This is a genomic window from Streptomyces sp. NPDC048392 (assembly GCF_043200575.1).
Lineage (GTDB): Bacteria > Actinomycetota > Actinomycetes > Streptomycetales > Streptomycetaceae > Streptomyces.
Genome location: NZ_JBICYB010000007.1, coordinates 245,542 through 266,843, shown reverse-complemented (window position 1 = coordinate 266,843; position 21,302 = coordinate 245,542). Strand labels below are relative to the sequence as shown.

General features: G+C 70.7%; 10 protein-coding genes and 5 pseudogenes. 11 read left to right on the top strand and 4 right to left on the bottom strand.

Annotated features, from left to right (window positions below; translation table 11 throughout):
- Window positions 1-534: 534 nt before the first annotated feature.
- Both ACGFYH_RS13840 and ACGFYH_RS13835 read left to right on the top strand, forming a co-directional pair.
- Window positions 535-1,419, top strand: coding sequence for a universal stress protein (locus ACGFYH_RS13840; protein ID WP_393803337.1), 885 nt, complete (start codon window positions 535-537; stop codon window positions 1,417-1,419).
- Window positions 1,420-1,676: 257 nt separating this feature from the next.
- Window positions 1,677-2,075 carry a DUF302 domain-containing protein gene (locus tag ACGFYH_RS13835; protein ID WP_393803336.1) on the top strand — a complete coding sequence of 133 codons (399 nt, stop codon included), beginning with the start codon at window positions 1,677-1,679 and terminating at the stop codon, window positions 2,073-2,075.
- Window positions 2,076-2,124: 49 nt separating this feature from the next.
- Here ACGFYH_RS13835 and ACGFYH_RS13830 read toward each other — a convergent pair.
- The 3 genes and pseudogenes from ACGFYH_RS13830 to ACGFYH_RS13820 all read right to left on the bottom strand — a co-directional run bounded on the left by ACGFYH_RS13830 (window position 2,125) and on the right by ACGFYH_RS13820 (window position 7,277).
- Window positions 2,125-4,454, bottom strand: a pseudogene (locus ACGFYH_RS13830) (heavy metal translocating P-type ATPase).
- 119 nt (window positions 4,455-4,573) lie between these two features.
- The gene (locus ACGFYH_RS13825) at window positions 4,574-6,100 is read right to left on the bottom strand and encodes an AAA family ATPase (protein ID WP_393803335.1); all 1,527 of its coding nucleotides are present in this window, start codon (window positions 6,098-6,100) and stop codon (window positions 4,574-4,576) included.
- Between the two features lie 184 nt (window positions 6,101-6,284).
- Window positions 6,285-7,277, bottom strand: coding sequence for an Acg family FMN-binding oxidoreductase (locus ACGFYH_RS13820; protein ID WP_393803334.1), 993 nt, complete (start codon window positions 7,275-7,277; stop codon window positions 6,285-6,287).
- Window positions 7,278-7,631: 354 nt separating this feature from the next.
- On the opposite strand from ACGFYH_RS13820, the gene ACGFYH_RS13815 reads away from it, so the two are divergent.
- Window positions 7,632-8,348: a helix-turn-helix domain-containing protein gene (locus ACGFYH_RS13815; RefSeq protein ID WP_393803333.1), complete on the top strand. Its 717-nt coding sequence runs from the start codon at window positions 7,632-7,634 to the stop codon at window positions 8,346-8,348.
- A gap of 1,359 nt (window positions 8,349-9,707) precedes the next feature.
- Here the strand turns inward: ACGFYH_RS13815 and ACGFYH_RS13810 are convergent.
- Window positions 9,708-11,425, bottom strand: a pseudogene (locus tag ACGFYH_RS13810) (GAF domain-containing protein).
- A gap of 219 nt (window positions 11,426-11,644) precedes the next feature.
- Here ACGFYH_RS13810 and ppdK point away from each other — a divergent pair.
- The 8 genes and pseudogenes from ppdK to ACGFYH_RS13770 all read left to right on the top strand — a co-directional run bounded on the left by ppdK (window position 11,645) and on the right by ACGFYH_RS13770 (window position 21,058).
- Window positions 11,645-14,325, top strand: a pseudogene (gene ppdK / locus ACGFYH_RS13805) (pyruvate, phosphate dikinase).
- Between the two features lie 16 nt (window positions 14,326-14,341).
- Window positions 14,342-15,055, top strand: coding sequence for a CBS domain-containing protein (locus tag ACGFYH_RS13800; protein ID WP_393803332.1), 714 nt, complete (start codon window positions 14,342-14,344; stop codon window positions 15,053-15,055).
- A 194-nt stretch (window positions 15,056-15,249) separates the two neighbouring features.
- Window positions 15,250-17,943 carry a bifunctional acetaldehyde-CoA/alcohol dehydrogenase gene (gene adhE / locus ACGFYH_RS13795; protein ID WP_393803331.1) on the top strand — a complete coding sequence of 898 codons (2,694 nt, stop codon included), beginning with the start codon at window positions 15,250-15,252 and terminating at the stop codon, window positions 17,941-17,943.
- A gap of 276 nt (window positions 17,944-18,219) precedes the next feature.
- Window positions 18,220-19,432 (top strand): annotated as a pseudogene (locus tag ACGFYH_RS13790) (globin domain-containing protein).
- 41 nt (window positions 19,433-19,473) lie between these two features.
- Window positions 19,474-20,055 carry a hypothetical protein gene (locus tag ACGFYH_RS13785; protein WP_393803330.1) on the top strand — a complete coding sequence of 194 codons (582 nt, stop codon included), beginning with the start codon at window positions 19,474-19,476 and terminating at the stop codon, window positions 20,053-20,055.
- Between the two features lie 46 nt (window positions 20,056-20,101).
- Window positions 20,102-20,284: pseudogene (locus ACGFYH_RS13780) on the top strand (oleate hydratase); the annotation flags it as partial.
- 134 nt (window positions 20,285-20,418) lie between these two features.
- Window positions 20,419-20,583: a hypothetical protein gene (locus ACGFYH_RS13775; RefSeq protein ID WP_393803329.1), complete on the top strand. Its 165-nt coding sequence runs from the start codon at window positions 20,419-20,421 to the stop codon at window positions 20,581-20,583.
- A gap of 16 nt (window positions 20,584-20,599) precedes the next feature.
- The gene (locus ACGFYH_RS13770) at window positions 20,600-21,058 is read left to right on the top strand and encodes a Tn3 family transposase (RefSeq protein ID WP_393803347.1); all 459 of its coding nucleotides are present in this window, start codon (window positions 20,600-20,602) and stop codon (window positions 21,056-21,058) included.
- Window positions 21,059-21,302: the final 244 nt, after the last annotated feature.

Below are 21,302 nucleotides of genomic sequence, written 5' to 3'. Positions count from 1 at the left end.
CGGGCGGAAGTCGTCCGTGACGGCATCCTGCCCGCTACACTCCCACCGCTCCACGTTCCCCCAGGTCAAGCCACGAAGTACTGCTGGAGTACTAGTAGGGCATCCGACGGCCCGACGGCGTGCGCAGGTCAGGAGGATCCGGCCGTTGCGGCGGTCGGGGCCGCTTTGTCACCTGGATCCGTTCCATGACGATCGCCTCGTCTCGCGCTACCCCTGTCTGCATGATCACTCCGGGGGCCTGCTGCGGGCCATGGGTCCGCCGACCTCGGTACGGGGCCGAGGCGGCCTGTACGGGTGGGTCGACCGGCCCAGCTCCGTGACTGGCGACTGGGGACAACGCGAAGGTGACCATCTGTCCATCCGCCTTCCGTCGTGATGGCCCGCGGAGCGCGGCGGGCACACCCCCGCCGGAGACCGGTCACTGGGGCCGAAGGTCCCTCGTAGTGACCCGGTCGCCCCTGCCGGACCCGGGCGCCCGGTGTCACCGTGAAGGTGCAGCACCGCTGCGCGAACCGGCAAGAAGAGAGAAGGGCGGTGGGGAAGATGGCACTTCCCCTGGTGGTAGGCGTCGACGGCTCGGACGGCAGCCTCCTGGCCGTCGACTGGGCGGTCGACGAGGCACAGCGCCATGGGCTCACGTTGCGCTTGATCTATGCCTCTCTCTGGGAGCGGTACGAGGGAGCACTGCCGGCGATGGGCCGAGAGCGCCCCTCCGAGCAGGTGATGGCTGAGAACATTGTCGGCACCGCTGCGGAGCGCGTCCGGCGATACGATCCCAGCCTCACGGTCGAAACCGACACGGTGCCGGCCGAAGCGGTGTCCGCCCTCCTGGCCGAAGGCAGGCACGCCACCGCCGTGGTCACCGGATCACGAGGTCGTGGCGAGCTGAAGGGGGCCCTCCTCGGCTCGGCCAGCCTCGCCGTCGCCTCCCGGTCCGACTGCCCGGTGGTCGTCGTCAGGGGTGAGAAGTCGGCGCTGTCCGGCTCCCGCGAGCGTGTCCTGCTGGGCGCCGGCGACCCCGACACCAGCGGTGCGGCCGTTCGGTTCGCTTTCCGAGAGGCCGACATACGAGGTTGCGAGCTGGACGTCGTACGGGCCTGGCGGTGCCCTGCGTACGAGAACGCCGACGACGGGGCACCGAGTGGAGACCCCGAGGATCAGCACGAGCAACGGGCATCCGCTCTGATCGACACCTTGGTGGCCGAAGCCGCTGCGGAACACCCGGGCGTGAGGTTGCGCAAGACGACGATCGAAGGGCCGGCCCGCAAGGTGCTCGTCCACCAGACAGCCGCCGCCGACCTCGTCGTCCTTGGGGCACGCCACAGGTCGGGACACTTCGGTCTTCAGCTCGGGCGGGTGACCCACACGCTGCTGCAGCACGCGGCCTGCCCGGTCGCCGTGGTGCCACAGACGACCTGACGCCTTCGATGCGCGGCCTCGGAACCCGAGACCGCGTCGGGAACCGTCACAAGTGAGCCGCGTGGTCCGGACGTACGTCTGCCGGCCCCGGGGCGACCGCGTGCAGTTTGTCGACGGGGGCGTTCCGACCGCCTCACCGGCTTGTCCGGGCCGCCCCCGGCCCGCGCCTTACCTGCTTGAACCACTCCCATGGGGCGCGCGTGAAGAAGTCCGCTCGCCGGGTACCCCCAATAGCCTCGGAAGCCGGGAGGAAGACCATGCGTTACGGCCGTGCCATCACGCTGGAAGGGCCCTTCGAGCAGGTGCAGCAGGACGTCCGCCAGGCCCTGGCCGACCAGGGTTTCGGAGTCTTGACCGAGATCGACGTACAGGCCACCCTCAAGGCCAAGCTGGACCAGGACATGGAGCCCTATTTGATCCTCGGAGCCTGCAATCCGCCTCTGGCGCACCGAGCGCTGGAGGCCGACCGCTCCGTAGGGCTACTGCTGCCCTGCAACGTCGTCGTCCGTGGCGACGGCGACCGGGTGATCGTCGAGGCCATCGACCCCGAAACCATGGTCACCCTCACGGGTCTCGACGCCATGGCGCCGGTCGCCGAGGAGGCCGGCCGCCGTCTCGAGGCGGTACTGAGTTCACTCGGGCCATCGGCGCCCTGACCGCCGGGCAGGGCATCGGAAGCACAGCCGGTTCGGCGTGGGGCCCATGTCACGGGGCCAAGGAGAAGTAGCTCTCCTCCTCCTGGGTGAAGTGCAGGCGCAGCACGGTGTTGAGGCCGTACAGGCAGGAGCGGAGGTCGTCCAGCTGTTCGGGGGCCAGGCCGCCGTCGGCGCGGGCGAGCTGCAGGTGGGTGGCGATACGGCGGGACAGACGTCCGATCTCGGTGTGCGCGCGGCTCATCGTGGCGGTGGACTCGGGGCCACCGAGGGACAGGGCGAGGGCCGGGTAGAGCTCATGCTCCTCGGCGTACTCGTGCGGCAGGAGCCGCTCGGTGAGCAGCCGGTGTGCCTCCTCGACGCTCGCGAGGGCCGTCGGCTCGGGAGCACGGGAGAGTCGGTCCGCGGCGGCGCGCACTGATTGGAGGACGTCCTGCAGTTCGTCGTGCTCGGCGGCGAACCGGTGGATGAGGGCTTCGGCGGCAGGCGCGAGGACGACCTGCTCGCTACGGCCGGCGCGCAGGGCGCGCAGTGCGTTGAGGATGACCGCGATGTCGATGCCCTCTTGCAGCAGCGCGCCGACGGCGGGCTGGATCAGGCCGAGAGCGGCTGCGGCCATGGCGGCCAGCGACAGCAGCATGCCTCCGAGGGCGCTCTGCACAGCGATACGGCGTGACCGCTGAGCGATGACAACGGCGTCGGCAAGGCGGTCGACGCGGTCGGTGGTGAGCACGATGTCTGCGGCCTCGGAGGACGCCGTGGAGCCTCCAGCTCCCATGGCGACGCCGATGTCCGCAGCGGCCAGGGCGGGTGCGTCGTTGACCCCGTCTCCGACCATCACCGTGACGGTGTGTTCACGTTCGCCGCGCACGGCGGCCACCTTGTCGGCAGGACCGAGTCCGGCGCGGACGCCGTCGAGTCCCAGAACGGCCGCCACCTCTTGAGCCGTGGCCGCTCGGTCGCCCGTGAGCATCACCAGTCGTTCGATGCCGGCGGACCGGAGCCGACGCACGGCGTGCGGAGCGTCGTGGCGCAGGGGGTCACGCAGCAGGACGGAGCCGGTGAGGTGCTCGTCGACAGCGAGCCACGTCACGGTCGCGCCGTCGAGGAGGGCGCGGTTGTCGACCGCCTTCGCCCAGGCCGGCCGCGCCTGGGCGTCGTCGTCCCGACCGATGAAGACCCGGTGACCGTCGACGACGCCCCGGGCCCCGCGACCCGGCTCCTCCGTCACCTCGGTCGGCTCCGACAGCTCCAGTCTGCGGTTCCGTGCGGTGTCGACGATGGCCTGGGCCAGCACATGAGGCGAGAACCGGTCCAGCGAGGCGGCCGTTCGCAGGACCTCCGTCGGCACGTGACCCGGTGCGGCCACGACGTCCAGGACGCAAGGGCGGCCCACGGTCAGGGTCCCCGTCTTGTCCAGCAGGAGGGTGCGGGCCCGGCCCAGGTTCTCCAGTGCTCCACCGTCCCGGACGACCACACCGCGGCGAGAGGCACGGGAGAGACCGGAGACGACGGCGACCGGGGCGGCCAGCAGCAGGGGGCACGGGGTGGCGACCACCAGAACGGCGACCGCGCGCACCGCGGAGCCACTGACCAGCCACGCCAGTGCCGCCGTGGCGAGGGCCAACGGAAGGAACCAGGCAGCGTACCGGTCCGCCAGCCGCACCACCGGCGCCGATTCCGCGCCGGCCTGCTGGGCGAGCCGCACGATGCCGGCGTAGGTGCTGTCCTGTTCGGTGGCGGTAGCGCGCAGGCCGAACGCGCCGCCGGCGTTGACCGCGCCGCTGCGTGCCACCTCACCCCGGTGCCGCGTGGCCTGGAGTGGTTCACCGGTGAGCACCGACTCGTCGAGGACCGCTTCGGCGCTTTCGACGCGGCCGTCGACCGGGACGACCTCACCCGGGCCGACGACCAGTGCGTCCCCGGCAGCGACCTCTCCCAGCGGCACCCTGACCACGTCGTCGTCGGTGCGACGGCGTGCCGAGCGGGGGCGTGCGCGAGCAGGGAGTGCAGGTCGTGGGAGGCGCGGCGCTGAGCAGCTTCCTCCAGAGTGCGGCCCGTGGCCAGCATGAGCGCGATCAAGGTCCCGGCCAGGTACTCACCGACGGCCAGGGTGCCCCCGAGCGCGAGTACGGCGATCAGGTCCACGCCCGCGTGCCCGCGCCGGAGTGCGACCAGTACCCAGCCCACCGCGGGGACGAAGGCGGACACGGTGCCCAGCCCCCAGAAGAGGTCCGCCGGGCCGGTGGCGTCGAGGAAATGGGCGACGCCCCCACCCACCAGAGCCGCAGTCGTGACGACGAGGAGGCCGTGCTCGAGTCGGGGGGATGCGAGCGCCGCCGTCGAGCTGCGCACTCGCGCGATGAGGAGGAAGCGGTTCATGGGCACCTCGGTCCGTGCGGCGCGTCAACGTCGTTCCGCTCCTTCCATGGAAGCGCGGCGCGTCCCCCGGGGCGAGTGACGATCGGCCCCTCACAGGGACGGTCGGACGTTGTCGTACGTCAGCCCGGCTCCATGTAGGGACGCCGGAATACCTTGGCCTGGTCCGAGCCCCAGGGCCGGACAGCTGCCAGAGCCTGGGCGACCGCGGAGCCCAGGGAGCCGCTGGTGTCGACGCCGACCGCCTCGGCCCATGGCTGTTCTTCGGCCGCCATGGCGTCGGCCACGCCGAGGTCGGCATCGGACGCGCCGGAGGCACGGGTGCTCAGGCGGGCAGCTGCCACGTCGCCGGGCACGTGGCAGTGCAGGGCCACGAGGTCGGCGCCGGCGATTTCGGCGGTGCGCCGCGCTGCCTCGCGCTGGGCCGAGTCGATCCACGTGGCGTCCAGAACCACGGATTCGCCCCGGGCCAGGAGAGCTGCTGCCCGGTCCAGCAGTTCGGCGTAGGTCCGGGCCGTCCACTCGGGGGTGTACAGCCCCTCGCCGTAGTCGGCCGCGGCGCTCTGCTGTACGGAGAGCCCCGCCATCTCCTTGCGCACACGGTCACTGCTGAGCAGCACCGCTCCGAGACGGTCGGCCAGCGGGCCGGACAGCGTGGACTTCCCGGTGCCGGGAAGTCCGGCGACGAGTGTCAGGCCGACGGCCGAGGCCCTCAGATGGCGCAGCGCCATCAGGACGAGCCGTCGCGCCGTCGCCTGCGCGCCGGGCGCGCCCTGCCGCGCCTGGATCATGGACACTTTGGCTCGGACGAAGGCACGGTAGGCGACGTAGTGGTGCCACAGGGACGGCGGTGCGGGGTCACCGGAGTATTCGCCGTACTGGGTGAGGAAGAACGCCGCGGACTCGGGCGCACCGAGCAGCTCGAGGTCCATGGCCAGGAACGCGGCGTCGTCGAGACCGTCGACGTACCGGAGACGGTCGTCGAACTCCAGGCAGTCAAGGATCCGCGGCCCGTCGTCGAGGCAGAAGATGTCGTCGGCGAGGAGGTCACCGTGCCCGTCGAGCACCCGGTCCTGTTCGATGCGGAGGTCGAACAGAGGCTTGCGTCCCTCGAGATAGCGGCGGACCAGCCGTTCGACCTCCGCCGTCTCACCCGGCGTCGGGCCCTCGGCCGCCATGGCGTCTACCTGAGCGAAGCCGGCCTCCCAGCGCGACGCCAGGGCGTCCCGTGTGCCCTGTTCCGCGATGTCGGGGCCCCGGGGTGCGGCGGCGTGCCATGCGGCCAGTTGCCTGGCGACGGCCCGTAGGGCGTCGTCGACAGGTGCTCCCGTCCGTACGAGGTGAGACAGGCGACGATCATCGGGCATGCGACGCATCACCACGAGTGGCTCGGCCTCTTGCTCACCCGGGGTACGGAGCTCACCCAAGCCCATGTACACGTCTTGAGCGAAGCGCCGGTTGAGTTCGATCTCGCGCTCGCACACGGCGCGACGCGACGACAAGGTGGTGTAGTCCAAGAAGCCCAGATTCACCGGCTTCTTGCGCTTGTACACGAGATCCTCCACGAAGAGGACCACCGCGGTGTGCGTCTCACAGACGTCCGCGCGCTGTGCCGCAGCCGGACCCTCGCGACGCCCCGGCTCAGGCACAACGAGCCTCTCGTGCGGCAAGGCCCGTGCTGACGGTTGCTGACCTCACGAGGCTGCCTCCACTCCGTGTGCACATGGCGCGCTCTCCTTCTGAGGGGTACCTCATCGCCCTTCTTGCTGCATCCGGGCGCCGCCGACCCGGTGCATCGCCCCCGTGTCGGCCGTACGGGGGAGAGAGCTTCCCTCAGCCGATACTCAGTACATCCGGTACGGGCCGGCGAGGCGTGGCCGGCCCTTTCGGCCCGTACCCCAGACGAAGCACCATCTGTACGTGGCCGACGCCCGAACCGGGATCCCGAGCCAGAAGGCGGAGCTCCCGGTCCTCCAGCGGATGCGAGGTCAAGGACGTGGACAGACCCGCCAGGGTGCTCTCCAGTAGAACGCGTTCCAGTGCCTGGCCGGCCATCAGCCAGTCCCTGGGGCCGTCGCTGCGGGTACCGAGCAGGGCCAGATGGGGAGTGCGCTCGAACGCCGCGTTTTCCCGGTCGGGCACCGGCTCGCGTCCGGAGAAGTCGCGCACCGGGGCCTTGCCGTCCCTCTTGCGCGGACCGAAGGCGTACGTGGGGACGCCGTCGACGGCCGTGTCCACCTCACTGCCGAGCCTGGTCCAGCGCACCATGTCCTCGTTCCCCTCCGCCCGCAGCAGGTCGCGACTCTCGGCATCGTGGACCAGTTCGAGCAGAGTCTCGACGTGCCACAGACCCGGGAAGAGCAAGGTCGCCCCTTCTCGTGCCGCGGCCGCCTGCAACGTGGCCCGGACGTCCTCGGGGATGTCTCTCTCGGAGAACGGGTGACGGCTTGTGCGCCGCTGTCGTATCGCCGGGTGCAGCCGCCACAGATCCTTCTCCTGCGGTGCCTCCGACAGACCGGCCAGCTGAACGGACGCGAGAAGCAGCGGGTCCCGCGGGTCGGGAAGCAATCGGGTACGTGGCACCAGGGACGCGTGCACCGCGGCGACGCGAAGGTTGAGGAGAGCCGCCCCGCAGCCGATGTGCAGCGCCCGGTTCCCGGGGTCGGACCGGGGCATGGCCCGATCCGGGTCGGCGCGCAGCAGTACGAGACGTTCGGCTGCGAGGAAACGGAAGCGCCACGGTTGCGCGTTGTGCATGGACGGGGCTGCCGTGGCTTCGGCCACCAAGGTGGTCACCGTCCGCCGGTCGAGTTGAACCTGAACCATGGAGCCCTCCTGGTGACCCCGCCGACGGCCCGGCCGCCCGACCGGACATCCGGGTGCTGAGGTTGTCTTCCGTCGGCTTCCGTTCTGTGCTCGCGGCGCCGCAGGACCGTGTCGCGGTCATCTCGGCGCGCGACTTCATTCGCCACCTCCATTGTTCATCGAGCGTGCGGTCAGCGGGGAAGGCCAAACGGGCCACCCATCGGTTCCGTCCGGGCCCCGGCCTGCGGGACCTTCGGCGCGCACGAGTCCCGTGCGGAAACGGTCCGGCCGCACGCCGGGCGGTCGACTCCGCCGCGGTTCACTGCGCTGGCGAACGGACGGTGCTTCTGTTCCTCTTGAAGGAAGGCGGAAGGAATGGAGCGGACCGTCGTGCACGCCGATCCAGAACGGTCAGGTGACAGGGCTCAGCCCTCCTCCGAAGACGGCCGCATGGCCGACCGGATGGCGGTAAGGCGCCAGCAGCTGGGCATCTCTCGCGACGAGCTGGCCAGGCGGGCGGGCATGTCCACGACGTATTTGGGGGAGATCGAGAGCCGGGCCGGCGACTTCGACCCCGGGGCGCTCGCACGGCTCGCGGTCGTGCTGGAGATGCCCTACGAAGACCTGATGACCGGCCGGACCGACGCACCGCCGGGTCGGGGAGGGCCGGCCGCGCATCCGGTCCTGGTGCGGCTGTCCGAGCAGGAGTGCTGGCAGCGGCTGGGAACGCACGGGATCGGACGGATCTCCTACACGGTCGGCCCGGGCAAGGAAGCTCCGGTGGTGGTGCCGGTCAACTTCCTCGTGGACGGGCGAAGCGTCGTCTACCGCACGGATCCGGCCGGCGTGGCGGGCATCCGCGCCGGAGAGCCAGTCGCCTTCGAAGTCGACCACGTCGACGAGCAGACCGGCTTGGGCTGGAGCGTCCTGCTGTCGGGCACGGCCGAGCACCCGACTGAACACGAGTCGCTGGAGGCCCTGGCCCGAAGGCGCGGGGCCGGCCCCTGGGCGGGGGGAAGACGCGACTTGTGGGTGCGTGTCCTGCCGCACCAGGTCAGTGGCCGCGTCCTCCAGTCCCTACGGGAAGCGTAGGCGTCGCCCGTGTCCGCCGGCCCGCGTCCGACGCGGGTTTCGGGCCTTGCGCCCCGGCGGTCCGGTTCTGCGGATGCGCGGCAGCTGTACTCCGAGCGGCAACCGGGCACAACCGGGACCTGGTTCGCATCGCGGTTGCCCGGATCGGGTGCTTCACAGGCACAGGTGAGGCATCAGCCAGTCGCAGGCCCACTCGACCGCCTTGATCTTCGGCGCCGGGTGAAGCCCCAGGCTGACGGGTGCGTTGAACGGCTTCCAGGCCAGTTCAGGGATGCCTCCGTGTGCAACGAAGTGCCTACCTGGCGCATCGTCAGGTAGGTCAGCATCTGGTCAGCATGGGTCCTCGCACTCTCCGAGGCAGGTGTCAGCCGGATTCTCCGCGAAAGCGCAGGTGGGGAACCTTCTTGCCCAAGAGGGATCGATGTTCCTCAGCCTCTTCGAGTGCGAGGGGTGTCGGTGTACAGTGAACAACGCCCCTGACCTGCAGAAAGCGGCGGGGAGCCGTCACATAGGAGTCCAAAGTGCTGCGCACTGTTCTCAAGTGCAAGATCTAGCGTTTGGGTGTTTCCGCAGGTCAGAGCCCTGATCGCCGCCTCCAGGCCAGCAAAAGGTCAGCATCAGGCCGGACGGTGTCCGGCTTGCTGACCTGCTCCTGTGGCAGGGGCCTGCTGTGCCGCGTCGAGGGCGGACGCCCGTGCAGGGCGGCGGTCATGAAGCGCGCATACACAGGGATAGGTAACCCCGTACTCCGCAGCAGGCGCCGCCCCATCTCCGGACGCCTTCCGGGCGGTCTCTGCCCTATTGAGCCCGGCTGAGACGTCGCGTCGAGCCCTGACCGGTCGTGCCCTCAGCGGAGGAGCACGTGCTCCCCAGAGCGGGGCGCCACCGCGGTCCAGCCCCGGAGTCCGGTCGAGCCGGTCGCGCAGCGCGGCTACGCGTCCGGTTCACCAGGGCCAGGTAGGCAGTGCGAGAAGGGCCAGCGGTCACGACGCGCGCCTCCTCGTCTCCGATCTCCCCGGGACGGGGGCCGGTCGGCCCTGGTGGCCGGGGTGGTCTCCGTGGTGTGCTGGAAGTGGCGGGAAGGACCCGACAAAGACGCGGGGAAGCGGCTGGAACCGGTCGCGCACCGCGCACTGAGGATCCGCGAGAAGCGGATGGTGTCCTTCCCGCCCTGTTTTCGAAGACCGGTACGGGACCCGGTCGGCTCTGGCCGCATGCCACCCGTTCCCTCCGCTGAGGCCCGCCACAGACACGACACCGATGACACGGCACTCGCCAGTCCGAGGACCTTTGCTCACCGCGTCGCAGGGCCAGCACACCAGGACCGGACTGGGCACTCGATGGGCACGCTCCAACGTGCTACAGCTTCCGCGCCGGCACCCGCCACACCAATGCGGTGCCGCCGTCCTCGGGTTCGCCCAGCTCCAATCGGCCGCCCAGTTGCTCGGCCCGTTCCGCCATGTTGAGCAGCCCGCTGCGGCGGCCGTCAGCCGGGGTGCCCACGCCGTTGTCGGTGACCGACAGCCGTATCTCCCGCCCGTCCGTGGCCAGGACCACGTCGGTCCGGTCCGCATTGGCGTGCCGGGCGATATTGGTCAGGGCCTCGGAGAGCACCGCCACCACGTGGTCGGCGATCTCCTTCGGGACGTCGGTGTCCAGCAGGCCCTCCATCCGCATGCTGGGGGCGAAGCCCAGGACCGGAGCCGCCTCACCGACCACCCGTACGGCGCGAGCACGCAGACCGGCCTCACCGGAGCCGTCGCGGGTGCGCAGGCCGAAGATCGTCGACCTGATGATCTTGATGGTCTCGTCTAGGTCGTCCACCGCGCGCACCACGCGTTCAGAGGCCTCCGCGTGCTCGATGAAGCGGCCCGCGCTCTGCAAGGTCATGCCGGTGGCAAACAGCCGTTGGATCGCCAGGTCGTGGAGATCGCGGGCGATCCGGTCACGGTCCTCGAGCACCGCGATCTGCTCGGCATCCTGGCGGCGTTCCGCCAGTTCCATCGCGACGGCGGCCTGCGCGGCGAAGTGTTGCAAGGTCTCGGTCTCCGTCGGCAGGAACATCGGCCTGCCGGCTTCCCGGACCAGCAGCACCACGCCCCGTGGGCCCGCCTCGCCCGTGCCGATGGGCACGGCCACGGCGGGGCCGAGTCCGCCGAAGCGCGGAGGCTCCAGGGAGATCCGGTCGTCGTGGCCGACATCTGCGCTGGTGACTGGAACCGCGCCGGAGAAGGCCAGTCCCATCAGGCTGCTGTCCATGGACAGGATGAGCCCCCGGTGCGCCTCGGCGTCCATCCCGACGGCGATCTCCACGGCGAGCGCCCCGGTGTCCTCCATGGGCAGGGCAACCGCTGCCAGGGCCGACTGGGTGATCTCGCCGGCCCGCTCGGCGATCAGCCCGAGGACCTCGCCGCGCGTACCGCCGGACATCAGACTGTGAGTGATTTCCGCGTTCGCCTGCAGCCAGCGCTCGCGCAGCTGGACTCGGCGTAGAGGCGGGCGTTGTCGATCGCGACTCCGGCTGCCACGGCCAGCGTGAGCGTGACGGAGATGTCGTCCTCGTCGAACTGGCCACCGCCGCGCTTCTCGGTCAGGTACAGGTTTCCGAAGACCTGGTCGCGGACCCGGATCGGGACGCCGAGGAAGGTGTTCATCGGCGGGTGGTGGGGCGGGAAGCCGTAGGAGGACGGGTGCTCGGAGATCTTCGTCAGGCGCAGCGGCTCGGGGTGGTGGATCAGCTCTCCGAGGATGCCGTGGCCCTCCGGGTACGGGCCGATCTGGGCGATCTGCTCCTCGGTGACCCCGACCGTGTGGAACGCGGACAGGCCCTTGCCGTCCGGGCCGATCACGCCGAGCGCCGCGTACTCCGCGTCGACCAGTACGGCCGCGGCCTCCACGATGCTGCGCAGGGCCTGCTCCAGGTCCAGCTCCCGGCCGACCGACAGCACCGCCTCCAGCAGGCTGTGCACCCGGTCGCGGGTACCTCGGGCCGCGTCCAGCCGTGCCTGCAGCTCCTCCAGCAGCTCGTCCAGCCGCAGCTGAGGGAGCCGTACGCGGGCCTCCTCGGGGCTTCCCACCGGTGCTCCTCCAGGTCGCGCGGACACCCACCGGTCCGATCATGTTCCACGGTAGTGGTCGCCCGTAGGACGCGACAGCGAATCAGGCCGAGTTCTTCGAGTTCCCTGCCAGGGCCGGTCGGCCCGGTGACGGGGACGGACAGCACCTGTCCCACCGGTGCCGACGGTCGGACGCTGGAACTGTGGCCGGCCCGAAGACCGACGGAGGAGAGCGGCGTCATGGCCCGTTACATGTATGACTTCGCAGAGGGCGGCCGTGAGCTGGCCGACCTTCTCGGCGGCAAGGGCGCGAACCTGGCCGAGATGACCCGGCTGGGCCTGCCGGTCCCGCCGGGTTTCACCGTGACCACTGAGGCCTGCCGGGCCTTCCTCGCCACCGGTGCCGAGCCGGACGGTCTGACCGGCGAGATCGCCGGACGCCTGGCCGCCCTGGAGCGGGCTGCGGATCGGCGGTTGGGTCAGCCCGACGACCCGCTGCTGCTGTCCGTCCGCTCTGGGGCGCGGTTCTCCATGCCCGGCATGATGGAGACGATCCTCGACATCGGCCTCAACGACGACTCCGTCCTCGGCCTGGCGAAGGTCTCGGGGAACGAGCGGTTCGCCTGGGACTCCTGCCGCCGCCTCGTGCAGATGTTCGGCAGTACGGTCATGGGTGTCGAGGGCGCTCTCTTCGAGCACGCCATGGCCGTCTTCAAGCAGGACCGAGGTGCGGCGAACGACCTGGGCCTGAGCGCGGCGGACCTGGCCGGCCTCGTCGGGACGTACAAGGGGCTGATCCGCCGGGAGACCGGCGAGGACTTCCCGCAGTCCCCGGACGAGCAGCTGCGCCGGGCCGTCCTCGCCGTCTTCGAGTCCTGGAACGGTGAGCGTGCCCGGGTGTACCGCCGGCGCGAGCACATCGCCGACGACCTGGGTACCGCGGTCAACGTGCAGGCCATGGTCTTCGGCAACCTCGGTTCCGACTCCGGCAGCGGCGTCGCCTTCACCCGCGACCCGGCCACGGGACGACCCGGCCTGTACGGCGACTACCTGGCGAACGCGCAGGGCGAAGACGTCGTCGCTGGCATCCGCAACACCGTCCCGCTGACCGCCCTCAAGGAGCTGGCCCCGGTCTCGTACGCGGAACTGTGCGGCCACCTGCGGACGTTGGAGACGCACTACCGGGATCTGTGCGACATCGAGTTCACCATCGAGCGCGGCCGGCTGTGGATGCTGCAGACGCGGGTGGGCAAGCGCACCGCCGAGGCCGCGTTCGCCGTCGCCGCCGAACTGGCCGACGAGGACCTGATCACCCCTGACGAAGGGCTGGCCCGCGTCAGCGGGGACGGCCTCGCCCGGCTGATGTTCCCCCGGTTCGACACCGCGGCCGTCGGCGAGGCGCTTGCGCACGGCCTCCCGGCCTCACCGGGTGCGGCCGTGGGCGCGGCGGTGTTCGACTCGGCCGAAACCGTCCGCCGGGCCGCCGCGGGCGAGAAGGTCGTCCTCGTACGCCAGGAGACCACCCCCGACGATCTGCCGGGAATGATCGCCGCACAGGCGGTGCTGACCAGCCGCGGCGGCAAGACCAGCCACGCGGCCGTGGTCGCGCGTGGCATGGGCAGGGTGTCTGTGCGGTGCCGAGGAACTCGCCGTGGACACCGGGGCACGCCGCTTCACCGTGGGCGACGTCGTTGTCGAGGAGGGCACGGTCGTCTCCGTCGACGGCTCCGAGGGCGCCGTGTACCTGGGTGCCGCTCCGCTCGTCGACTCCGTGGTGATGCAACTTCGAGACGGGTGAGCGGTCGGCCGGGCTGGTCGATGCCGTGGCCCGCGCCATGGAGCGGGCCGACGGAGTGCGACGGCTGGAGGTGCGGGCCAACGCGGACACCCCCGAGGACGCCGCCCGGGCCCGGCGGTTCGGCGCGCAGGGCGTCGGGCTGTGCCGCACCGAGCACATGTTCCTCGGCGAGCGCCGCCAGCTGGTCGAGGCGATGATTCTGGCCCGCGACGAGACCGAACGCGAGGAGGCGCTCAGCGCGCTGCTGCCGCTCCAGCGGCACGACTTCACCGGCATCCTGGAGGCGATGGACGGCCTGCCGGTCACCATCCGGCTCATCGACCCGCCCCTGCACGAGTTCCTGCCGGACCGCACCGCCCTCGCCGTGCGGCTCGCCACCGCCGAGGCCCGGGGTGCCGTGTCCGATCCGCACGACACCGAGCTGCTCGACGCCGTCAACCGTATGCACGAGGAGAACCCGATGCTCGGGCTGCGCGGTGTCCGTCTGGGCCTGGTCGTGCCGGGGCTGGTCGCGATGCAGGTGCGGGCGATCGCCGAGGCCGTCGTGGAACGCACGAGGGCCGGGGGCTCCCCCGAGGCGGAGATCATGGTGCCGCTGGTCGGCGCCGTCGAGGAACTGCGCATCGAACGTGAGGAGGTGGAACGGGTCCTCGCCGAGGTCTCCAAGGAGTCCGGCGTCCCCGTGCACTGCCCGGTCGGCACCATGATCGAGCTGCCGCGGGCCGCGCTCACGGCCGGCCGGATCGCCGAGGAGGCGGAGTTCTTCTCCTTCGGCACCAACGACCTCACCCAGACCACCTGGGGCTTCTTTCGCGACGACGTCGAGGCGGCGTTCTTCTCCGCCTACCTCGACAAGGGCATCTTCGCCACGTCCCCCTTCGAGACCCTCGACCGCGCGGGCGTGGGCCGCCTGGTCCGGATCGCGGTCGACGAGGGCCGCGCCGCGCGCCCCGAGCTGAAGATCGGCGTCTGCGGCGAGCACGGCGGGGATCCGGACTCCGTCCACTTCTTCCACACGGCCGGACTTGACTACGTCTCGTGCTCGCCGTTCCGCGTCCCGGTCGCGCGGCTGGAGGCCGGACGGGCCGCGTTCCCCGAGACGGGCACGAGCGACAGCAGGTGAGAAGGAGGTGGACGGCATGGTCCGCATCGTCGGTGAGGTGATGACGCAGGACGTCGTACAGGCGCACCGGGAGACTCCGTTCAAGGACGTCGTACGACTGCTGGACCGGCACCGGATCAGCGGGCTGCCCGTGGTGGACGACGACGACAAGGTCGTCGGAGTGATCTCCGAGACCGATCTGGTCCGCCGCCAGGCGGCCCTGTCCACGGACGGCCGGGCACGGAGGTTCCCGATCCGACCGCCGGGCCGCTCCGTCCGTCGCGCCGATGCCACCGCCCGCGGCGCCATGGCCCAGGAACTGATCGGCACCACGGCACGGGAGTTGATGTCGACGCCCGCGATCACCGTGCATCCGGAACAGCGGATCGCGGACGCCGCGCGAGTGATGGAACGCCATAGTGTCGAGCGCCTCCCGGTCGTGGACGAGGAGGACCGGCTGATCGGCATCGCCACCCGGCGCGACCTGCTGCGGGTCTTCCTGCGCACGGACGACGAGATCCGCCAGGAGGTCCTAGACGAGGTCGCGACCCGTGCCCTGGGCCTGCCGACCCACAGCGTGGCCGTCTCGGTCAGGGACTGCATTGTCACACTGGCAGGGGCCTTGCGGCACCGCGGCGACATTCCGCTCGCGCTCCGGCTGACGTATCGGGTGGACGGGGTGGTCGGTGTCGTCAACAGCCTGACGTTCCACGTCGACGACGCCCGCTCCTCCGAGGAGCCTTCCGGCTGAGCCGTGTTCGGCGGGCCGCTCGGCCCGCCGGCTTCGGGGCCGGTCAGCCCTTCGAGGGGGCCAAAGGGACCTGGGTGCGAGGACCGCTGATGCGGGACGCTGCTGGTGGGAGCGGTACAGATCCCTCGCGACGCCGCTCCCTCTCCCCGCCGCCTCTGCGGTGGCACCCTTCCGACGACGGAGGCTCGCCCCTCATGACCCGCCACGACGAATCCGGCACGACCGCCGGCCCGGCCGCCGCGCCGACCGACATCGCCATCGCTGTGGACCGGCTGGTGACGAACGGGCTCAAGGCGCTCGCCGACTACGAGACGCTCGATCAGGAGCAGGTCGACCACATCGTGAAGAAGGCGTCGGTCGCCGCCCTGGACCAGCACACCACGCTCGCCCGGCTGGCGGTCGAGGAGACGGGACGCGGCGTCTTCGAGGACAAGGCCGCCAAGAACATGTTCGCCTGCGAGTACGTCACGCACAGCATGGGCCCGATGAAGACCGTCGGAGTCATCGCCCACGACGACATCGACGACATGACCGAGATCGCCGAGCCGGTCGGCGTGGTGTGTGCGATCACGCCCGTCACCAACCCGACCTCCACCACGATCTTCAAGGCGCTGATGGCGCTGAAGACCCGCAACCCGGTCGTGTTCGCCTTCCATCCCTCCGCACAGCGCTGCAGCGCGCAGGCGGCACGCATCGTGCGCGACGCCGCGGTCGCCGCGGGTGCGCCGGAGCACTGCGTGCAGTGGATCGAGACCCCGTCCGTGGAGGCGACCGGCGCCCTGATGCGGCACCCGGGTGTCTCGCTGATCCTCGCCACCGGCGGCAACGCCATGGTCAAGGCCGCCTACTCGGCCGGCAAGCCCGCCCTGGGGGTGGGCGCCGGCAACGTCCCCGCCTACGTCCACCGCAGCGCCGATGTGCGCCGGGCCGTCAATGACCTGGTGCTGTCCAAGTCGTTCGACAACGGCATGATCTGCGCCTCCGAACAGGCCGTCATCCTGGACGAGGAGATCCACGACGCGGTCCTCGCCGAATTCCGCACCCTGCACGCCCACTTGGCCACCGCCGAGGAGAAGGCGAAGCTGGAGACGTTCCTGTTCCCCGTCGGCAGCGCGGGCGCGGGCTGCGAGCCCAAGGTCAACGCCGCGGCCGTCGGGCAGAGCGCGGCCTGGATCGCCGAGCAGGCCGGATTCTCCGTACCGGACGACACCTCGCTCATCCTGGTGCAGACCGAACGGATCGGCCCGCAGGAGCCGCTCACCCGCGAAAAGCTCTGCCCGGTCCTCGCCGTACTCCGCGCCGACTCCGCACAGCATGGGTTCGACCTGGCCGCCGACATGGTCGCCTTCCACGGGCAGGGCCACAGCGCCGTCATCCACACCGGGGACCTCGCGCTGGCGGAGGCGTACGGACGGCGCATGAAGACCGTGCGGATCATCGTCAACGCCCCGTCCTCGCAAGGCGCGATCGGCGGCATCTACAACAGCCTGCTCCCCTCGCTGACGCTGGGCTGCGGCTCCTGGGGCAGCACGTCGGTGTCCAACAACGTCTCGGCCGCCCAACTGCTGAACGTCAAGCGCGTTTCGGTGCGCCGCAACAACCTCCAGTGGTTCAAGGTCCCCCCGAAGATCTACTTCGAGCCGCAGGCCATCCGCTACCTCGCCTCCATGCCGGACGTCCACCGCGTCACCGTCGTCACCGACGCGACGATGACCCGCCTCGGTCTGGTCGACCGGGTCGAGCGCGTGCTGCGCAGGCGCCGTGAACCGGTCACCGTCCAGGTCATCGACAACGTCGAGCCGGAACCCAGCATCGACTCCGTCCGGCGCGGCGCCCGCCTCATGGGCGACTTCCGCCCGGACACCATCATCGCCCTCGGCGGCGGCTCCCCCATGGACGCGGCCAAGGTGATGTGGCTGCTGTACGAGCAGCAGGCCGAGGGCAAGGACGTCGACTTCGCCGACATGCGGCACAAGTTCTCCGACATCCGCAAGCGGGCCTTCCGCTTCCCGACGCTGGGCAAACTGGCCCGCCTGGTGTGCATCCCCACCACCTCCGGCACCGGCGCGGAAGTGACCCCCTTCGCCGTCATCTCCGACCCCGCCACCGGCAAGAAGTACCCGCTGGCCGACTACGCGCTCACCCCCAGCGTGGCCATCATCGACCCGCTGCTCACCACCGGGCTGCCCCGCGCGCTCGCCGCCGACAGCGGCTTCGACGCCCTCACCCACGCCATCGAGGCGTACGTGTCCGTCTACGCCAACGACTTCACCGACGGCCTCGCTCTGCACGCGATCCGGCTGATCTTCGACCACATCGAGGCAGCCGTGAACGACCGTGCCGAACGGCCCCAGGCCCAGGAGAAGATGCACAACGCCGGCACCATCGCGGGCATGGCCTTCGGCAACGCCTTCCTCGGCATCGTCCACGCCATGTCCCACACCCTCGGCGCCACCTTCCACATCGCGCACGGCCGCACCAACGCCGTGCTGCTGCCGCACGTCATCCGCTACAACGGCACCGTCCCCACCAAGCTCACCGGCTGGCCCAAGTATGAGAGCTACCGGGCCCCCGAACGCTTCCAGGACATCGCCCGCACGCTCGGCCTGCCCGCCGCCACCCCGGCCGAGGGCGTCGAATCGCTCGCCTCGGCGGTGGAGCGGCTCCGCGACGCCCTGGGCATCGAGCCGACGTTCCAGTCTCTCGGCGTCGACGAGCGCGCCTTCCTGGATGCCCTGCCTCAGCAGGCTCTCAATGCCTACGAGGACCAGTGCGCGCCCGCCAACCCGCGGATGCCCATGCTCGACGACATGCAGGAACTCATGCGCATGGCCTACTACGGCCGTACGCAAAGCCGTCCGGACGCCGAGCGGGCGCATCAGTCGTAGCCGCGCACCGGCGCCGCCTTTCCGATGACGCTTCCCCGGGACGGCAGCGTCGGCGGAGGGGGCCGAGGGGGCACTGCCTCGGCGCCGCGGCCCCGGCCGAGGGGACCCGGTGGGGCCGATGTGCCCGAGTGATGGGGCCCTTCGGCCCCTCTTCGGCCCACTGCCGCCGAACTCTGCGCCGATACGCGGCCCGGGGGCTGCTACACAGAAGACCGCCCCCGAGTAATGCGGCCCTTCTCCCCTTTCACCTTTCATCCGCCCTTTCTGGGAGGTTCCATGCTGTCCGCGGAGTCCGCTGCCTTCGTACGCGTCACCCTGCTCGCCGTGGCCGGAGCGCTCGACGAGATCACCACGCGCTTCTACGCCACGATGTTCCACGACCGTCCGGAACTGCTCGACGGGATGTTCAACCGCGGCAACCAGGCCAGCGGCGCCCAACGCCGCGCCCTGGCCGGGTCGATCGCCGCCTTCGCGACCGCGCTGCTCGACGCTCCGGACGCCCGCCCGGACACCCTGCTGACGCGGATCGCCCACAAGCACGTCGCCGTCGGCGTCACCGACGACCAGTACACGATCGTGCACAAGTACCTGTTCGGCGCGATAGCCGAGGTCCTCGGCGACGCGGTCACCCCGGAGGTGGCGGCCGCCTGGGACGAGGTCTACTGACTGATGGCCGGCGCCCTGATCAGCAGGGAGGCCCTCCTCTACCAGGAAGCGGGCAGCCGGCCCGGCGGGGTCTGGCGGCCCTGGACGGTCGTCGGACGCCGCACCGAGACTCCCGACGTCGTGTCCTTCCTGCTCCGCCCGGCGGACGGCGAACCGGCACCCCGGGCTCGCGCGGGCCAGTATGTGAGCGTCCGTGCGCGCATGGCCGACGGGGTGCACCAGCTGCGCCAGTACAGCCTGTCCTCGGACCCGGGCGGAGAGCTGCGGCGGATCACCGTGAAACGGGTCACTGGCGACGCCCACGGGCCGGACGGCGAGGTCTCCACCCTGTTGCACGACCACGTGCGCGTGGGGGACGAGCTGACGCTGTCCGCGCCGTTCGGCGACGTCTTCCTCAACGAACCGGCCGACACCACCACCCCGCTCGTGCTGGTCTCGGCAGGCATCGGCTGCACCCCCATGACCGGCATCCTGGCCCATCTCGCCGCCCTCGGCTCGACCCGGCCGGTGCTGGTCCTGCACGCCGACCGTTCCCCCGGCGACCACGCACTGCGCGTCGAGACCCGCGACCTCGTCGGTCAACTGCCGGGAGCCCGCGCCGCCTTCTGGTACGAGCGCCCGGACCGGAGGAACCCGGCGCCCGCACCGGCCTGATGGACCTGAGCGACATCGAACTCTCCGATGACGCGACGGTGTTCCTTTGCGGCCCGCTCCCCTTCATGCGAGAGGTTCGCCGGCAGTTGCTGAGTGCCGGGTTCCCGCCCGGCGCATCCGCTACGAGGTCTTTGGGCCCGACCTGTGGCTGCCCGACACCGCGGCTTGAGTCGCGCTGAACGTATCGATGTCCCCGAGGAGGAACCCCGAATGACCACCGACGACACCCGCCCGGCGCCCATGGTTCGACTGCGCTCCGACGGCGCCGTGGACGAGGAGACCCTGGCGTACGCCCGCACGAAGGTCGACGCCGTAGTGGACAGGCCGGGTCTGCCCGCCGTCACCGGCGAGGTGCGCATCGTGCGAGCGCCCGCTCACCACTCCGACAGCCCCTGGTCGGCGACGGCCGACCTGCACGTCGGCGGTCGCCAGGTGGTTGCTGTGGCCGAGGAGGCGACGGGTCCGGAAGTCGTCGACCGGCTCCAGGACAGGCTGCGCCGCCAGACCGACAAGGCCGCGCAGTCCTGGGGCGACGGCCACCGGACGACGGCCCCGCCGTGGCGCGGCGGAGGAAGTGGCGGTCCCGTCCCGCCGCGGGCCCCGACAGCGCGGCAGCGGACTCCCGCACGGCGTGAGCCCGCGGTGAGCACAGGTCCGGTCGGTGACGGTCCACGGATCGGGCCGTCGGCGTGTTCGCCGCCTGCGGGCGGACACCGCCAAGCCGGCTTCGAGGACCGTCCGGGCCAGCGAGATGACCAACGGCCCACTGACGGGACCCCGGAGGGCAGGTAACCGTGGGCCACGGTTCCGGATCCCGGTGAGAGCGAGGAGTTGTGTGATGGCGAAGGCATATCTGGTGGGCAGCGGGATCGCGGCGCTGGCCGCGGCCACCTTCCTGATCCGCGACGGCGGCTTCGAGGGGTCCGACATCCACCTCTTCGAGGAACAGCGGACCGTCGGCGGCAGCCTGGAAGCGGGCGGCAGGCCGGACGCCGGCTACACGATGCGCGGCGGGCGGATGTTGGGATGTGACCCAGATACGCGTCAAAGGGGCAATGAGCTGATCTTGAAGCCCTGAGCGTCCGGCCCGTCACACATTCGGCCGAGTGCCGTTGGTGGTGATGTTGACCATCGTCTTGGGGCCTGGGGTGGGTTGTGACCTCGATCGAGCGGACCGCGTATCCGCGGTTCAAGCCGCTGATCACTGCGCATGAGCTGCATCTGTTCTTCTCGCCGACTCGCGATGAGCTGGAGTGGGCAGCCGGGGCGGCGGACGGGGATGAGCATCTGCTGGCCTTGCTGCTGATGCTGAAGTCGTGAGGCCGGGAAGAACTCAATCGACTTCGACCTGATCGAGTCCCAGTTCCGGCACCTGATGCGGGTGGCCATCTCCGTGAGGGAGGGGGCCATCTCCTCGTCCACGCTGCTCAAGCGGCTGCGCTCGGGGCCGCGGAAGAACGCCACCTACACCGCGTTCCGCGAGGTGGGACGCGTGATCCGCACCGTGCAGCTGCTGCGCTACCTCTCCGACGCCCCGCTGCGGCGTCGGGTGACCGCGGCGACAAACAAGGTCGAGGCGTTCAACGGCTTCTCCCAGTGGATTGGCTTCGGCAACTGCGGCGTCATCGCCGACAACGACCCCGTCGAGCAGGAGAAGGCGATGAAATTCAACGCGCTGCTCACGAACGCGGTGATCTTCCACAACGCCCTGGACATCGCGGAGATCGTCCGGCAGCTGCTGGAAGAGGGCTGCGAGATCACCCCGGAAGACCTGCCCACATCTCGCCCTACCTGACCGGGCACATCAACCGGTTCGGCGAGTACAGCACGCACGAACTCGGCATCCAGCCAGAGGCGCACGACCCGAAGCCCGACGTCGACTTCACCCCACTGCACGAGCAGGACCTGACCACGGCCGGTTTCGGCACGGCCGCCTGAGCCGGCCCCGGGCGGATCGGCATCGTGAGGGCCGTGCAGGACACGGAGCTTACCGAGGACGAAGTGAACGACCTGCTCGACGGTGACGAGCGGGACGCCGG

Coding starts and splice junctions, on each gene's coding strand:
- ACGFYH_RS13800 (WP_393803332.1), top strand. CDS start 14,342: ATGGTCCGCATCGTCGGTGAGGTGATGACGCAGGACGTCGTACAGGCG.
- ACGFYH_RS13820 (WP_393803334.1), bottom strand. CDS start 7,277: ATGGTTCAGGTTCAACTCGACCGGCGGACGGTGACCACCTTGGTGGCC.
- ACGFYH_RS13785 (WP_393803330.1), top strand. CDS start 19,474: ATGACCACCGACGACACCCGCCCGGCGCCCATGGTTCGACTGCGCTCC.
- adhE (WP_393803331.1), top strand. CDS start 15,250: ATGACCCGCCACGACGAATCCGGCACGACCGCCGGCCCGGCCGCCGCG.
- ACGFYH_RS13815 (WP_393803333.1), top strand. CDS start 7,632: ATGGAGCGGACCGTCGTGCACGCCGATCCAGAACGGTCAGGTGACAGG.
- ACGFYH_RS13835 (WP_393803336.1), top strand. CDS start 1,677: ATGCGTTACGGCCGTGCCATCACGCTGGAAGGGCCCTTCGAGCAGGTG.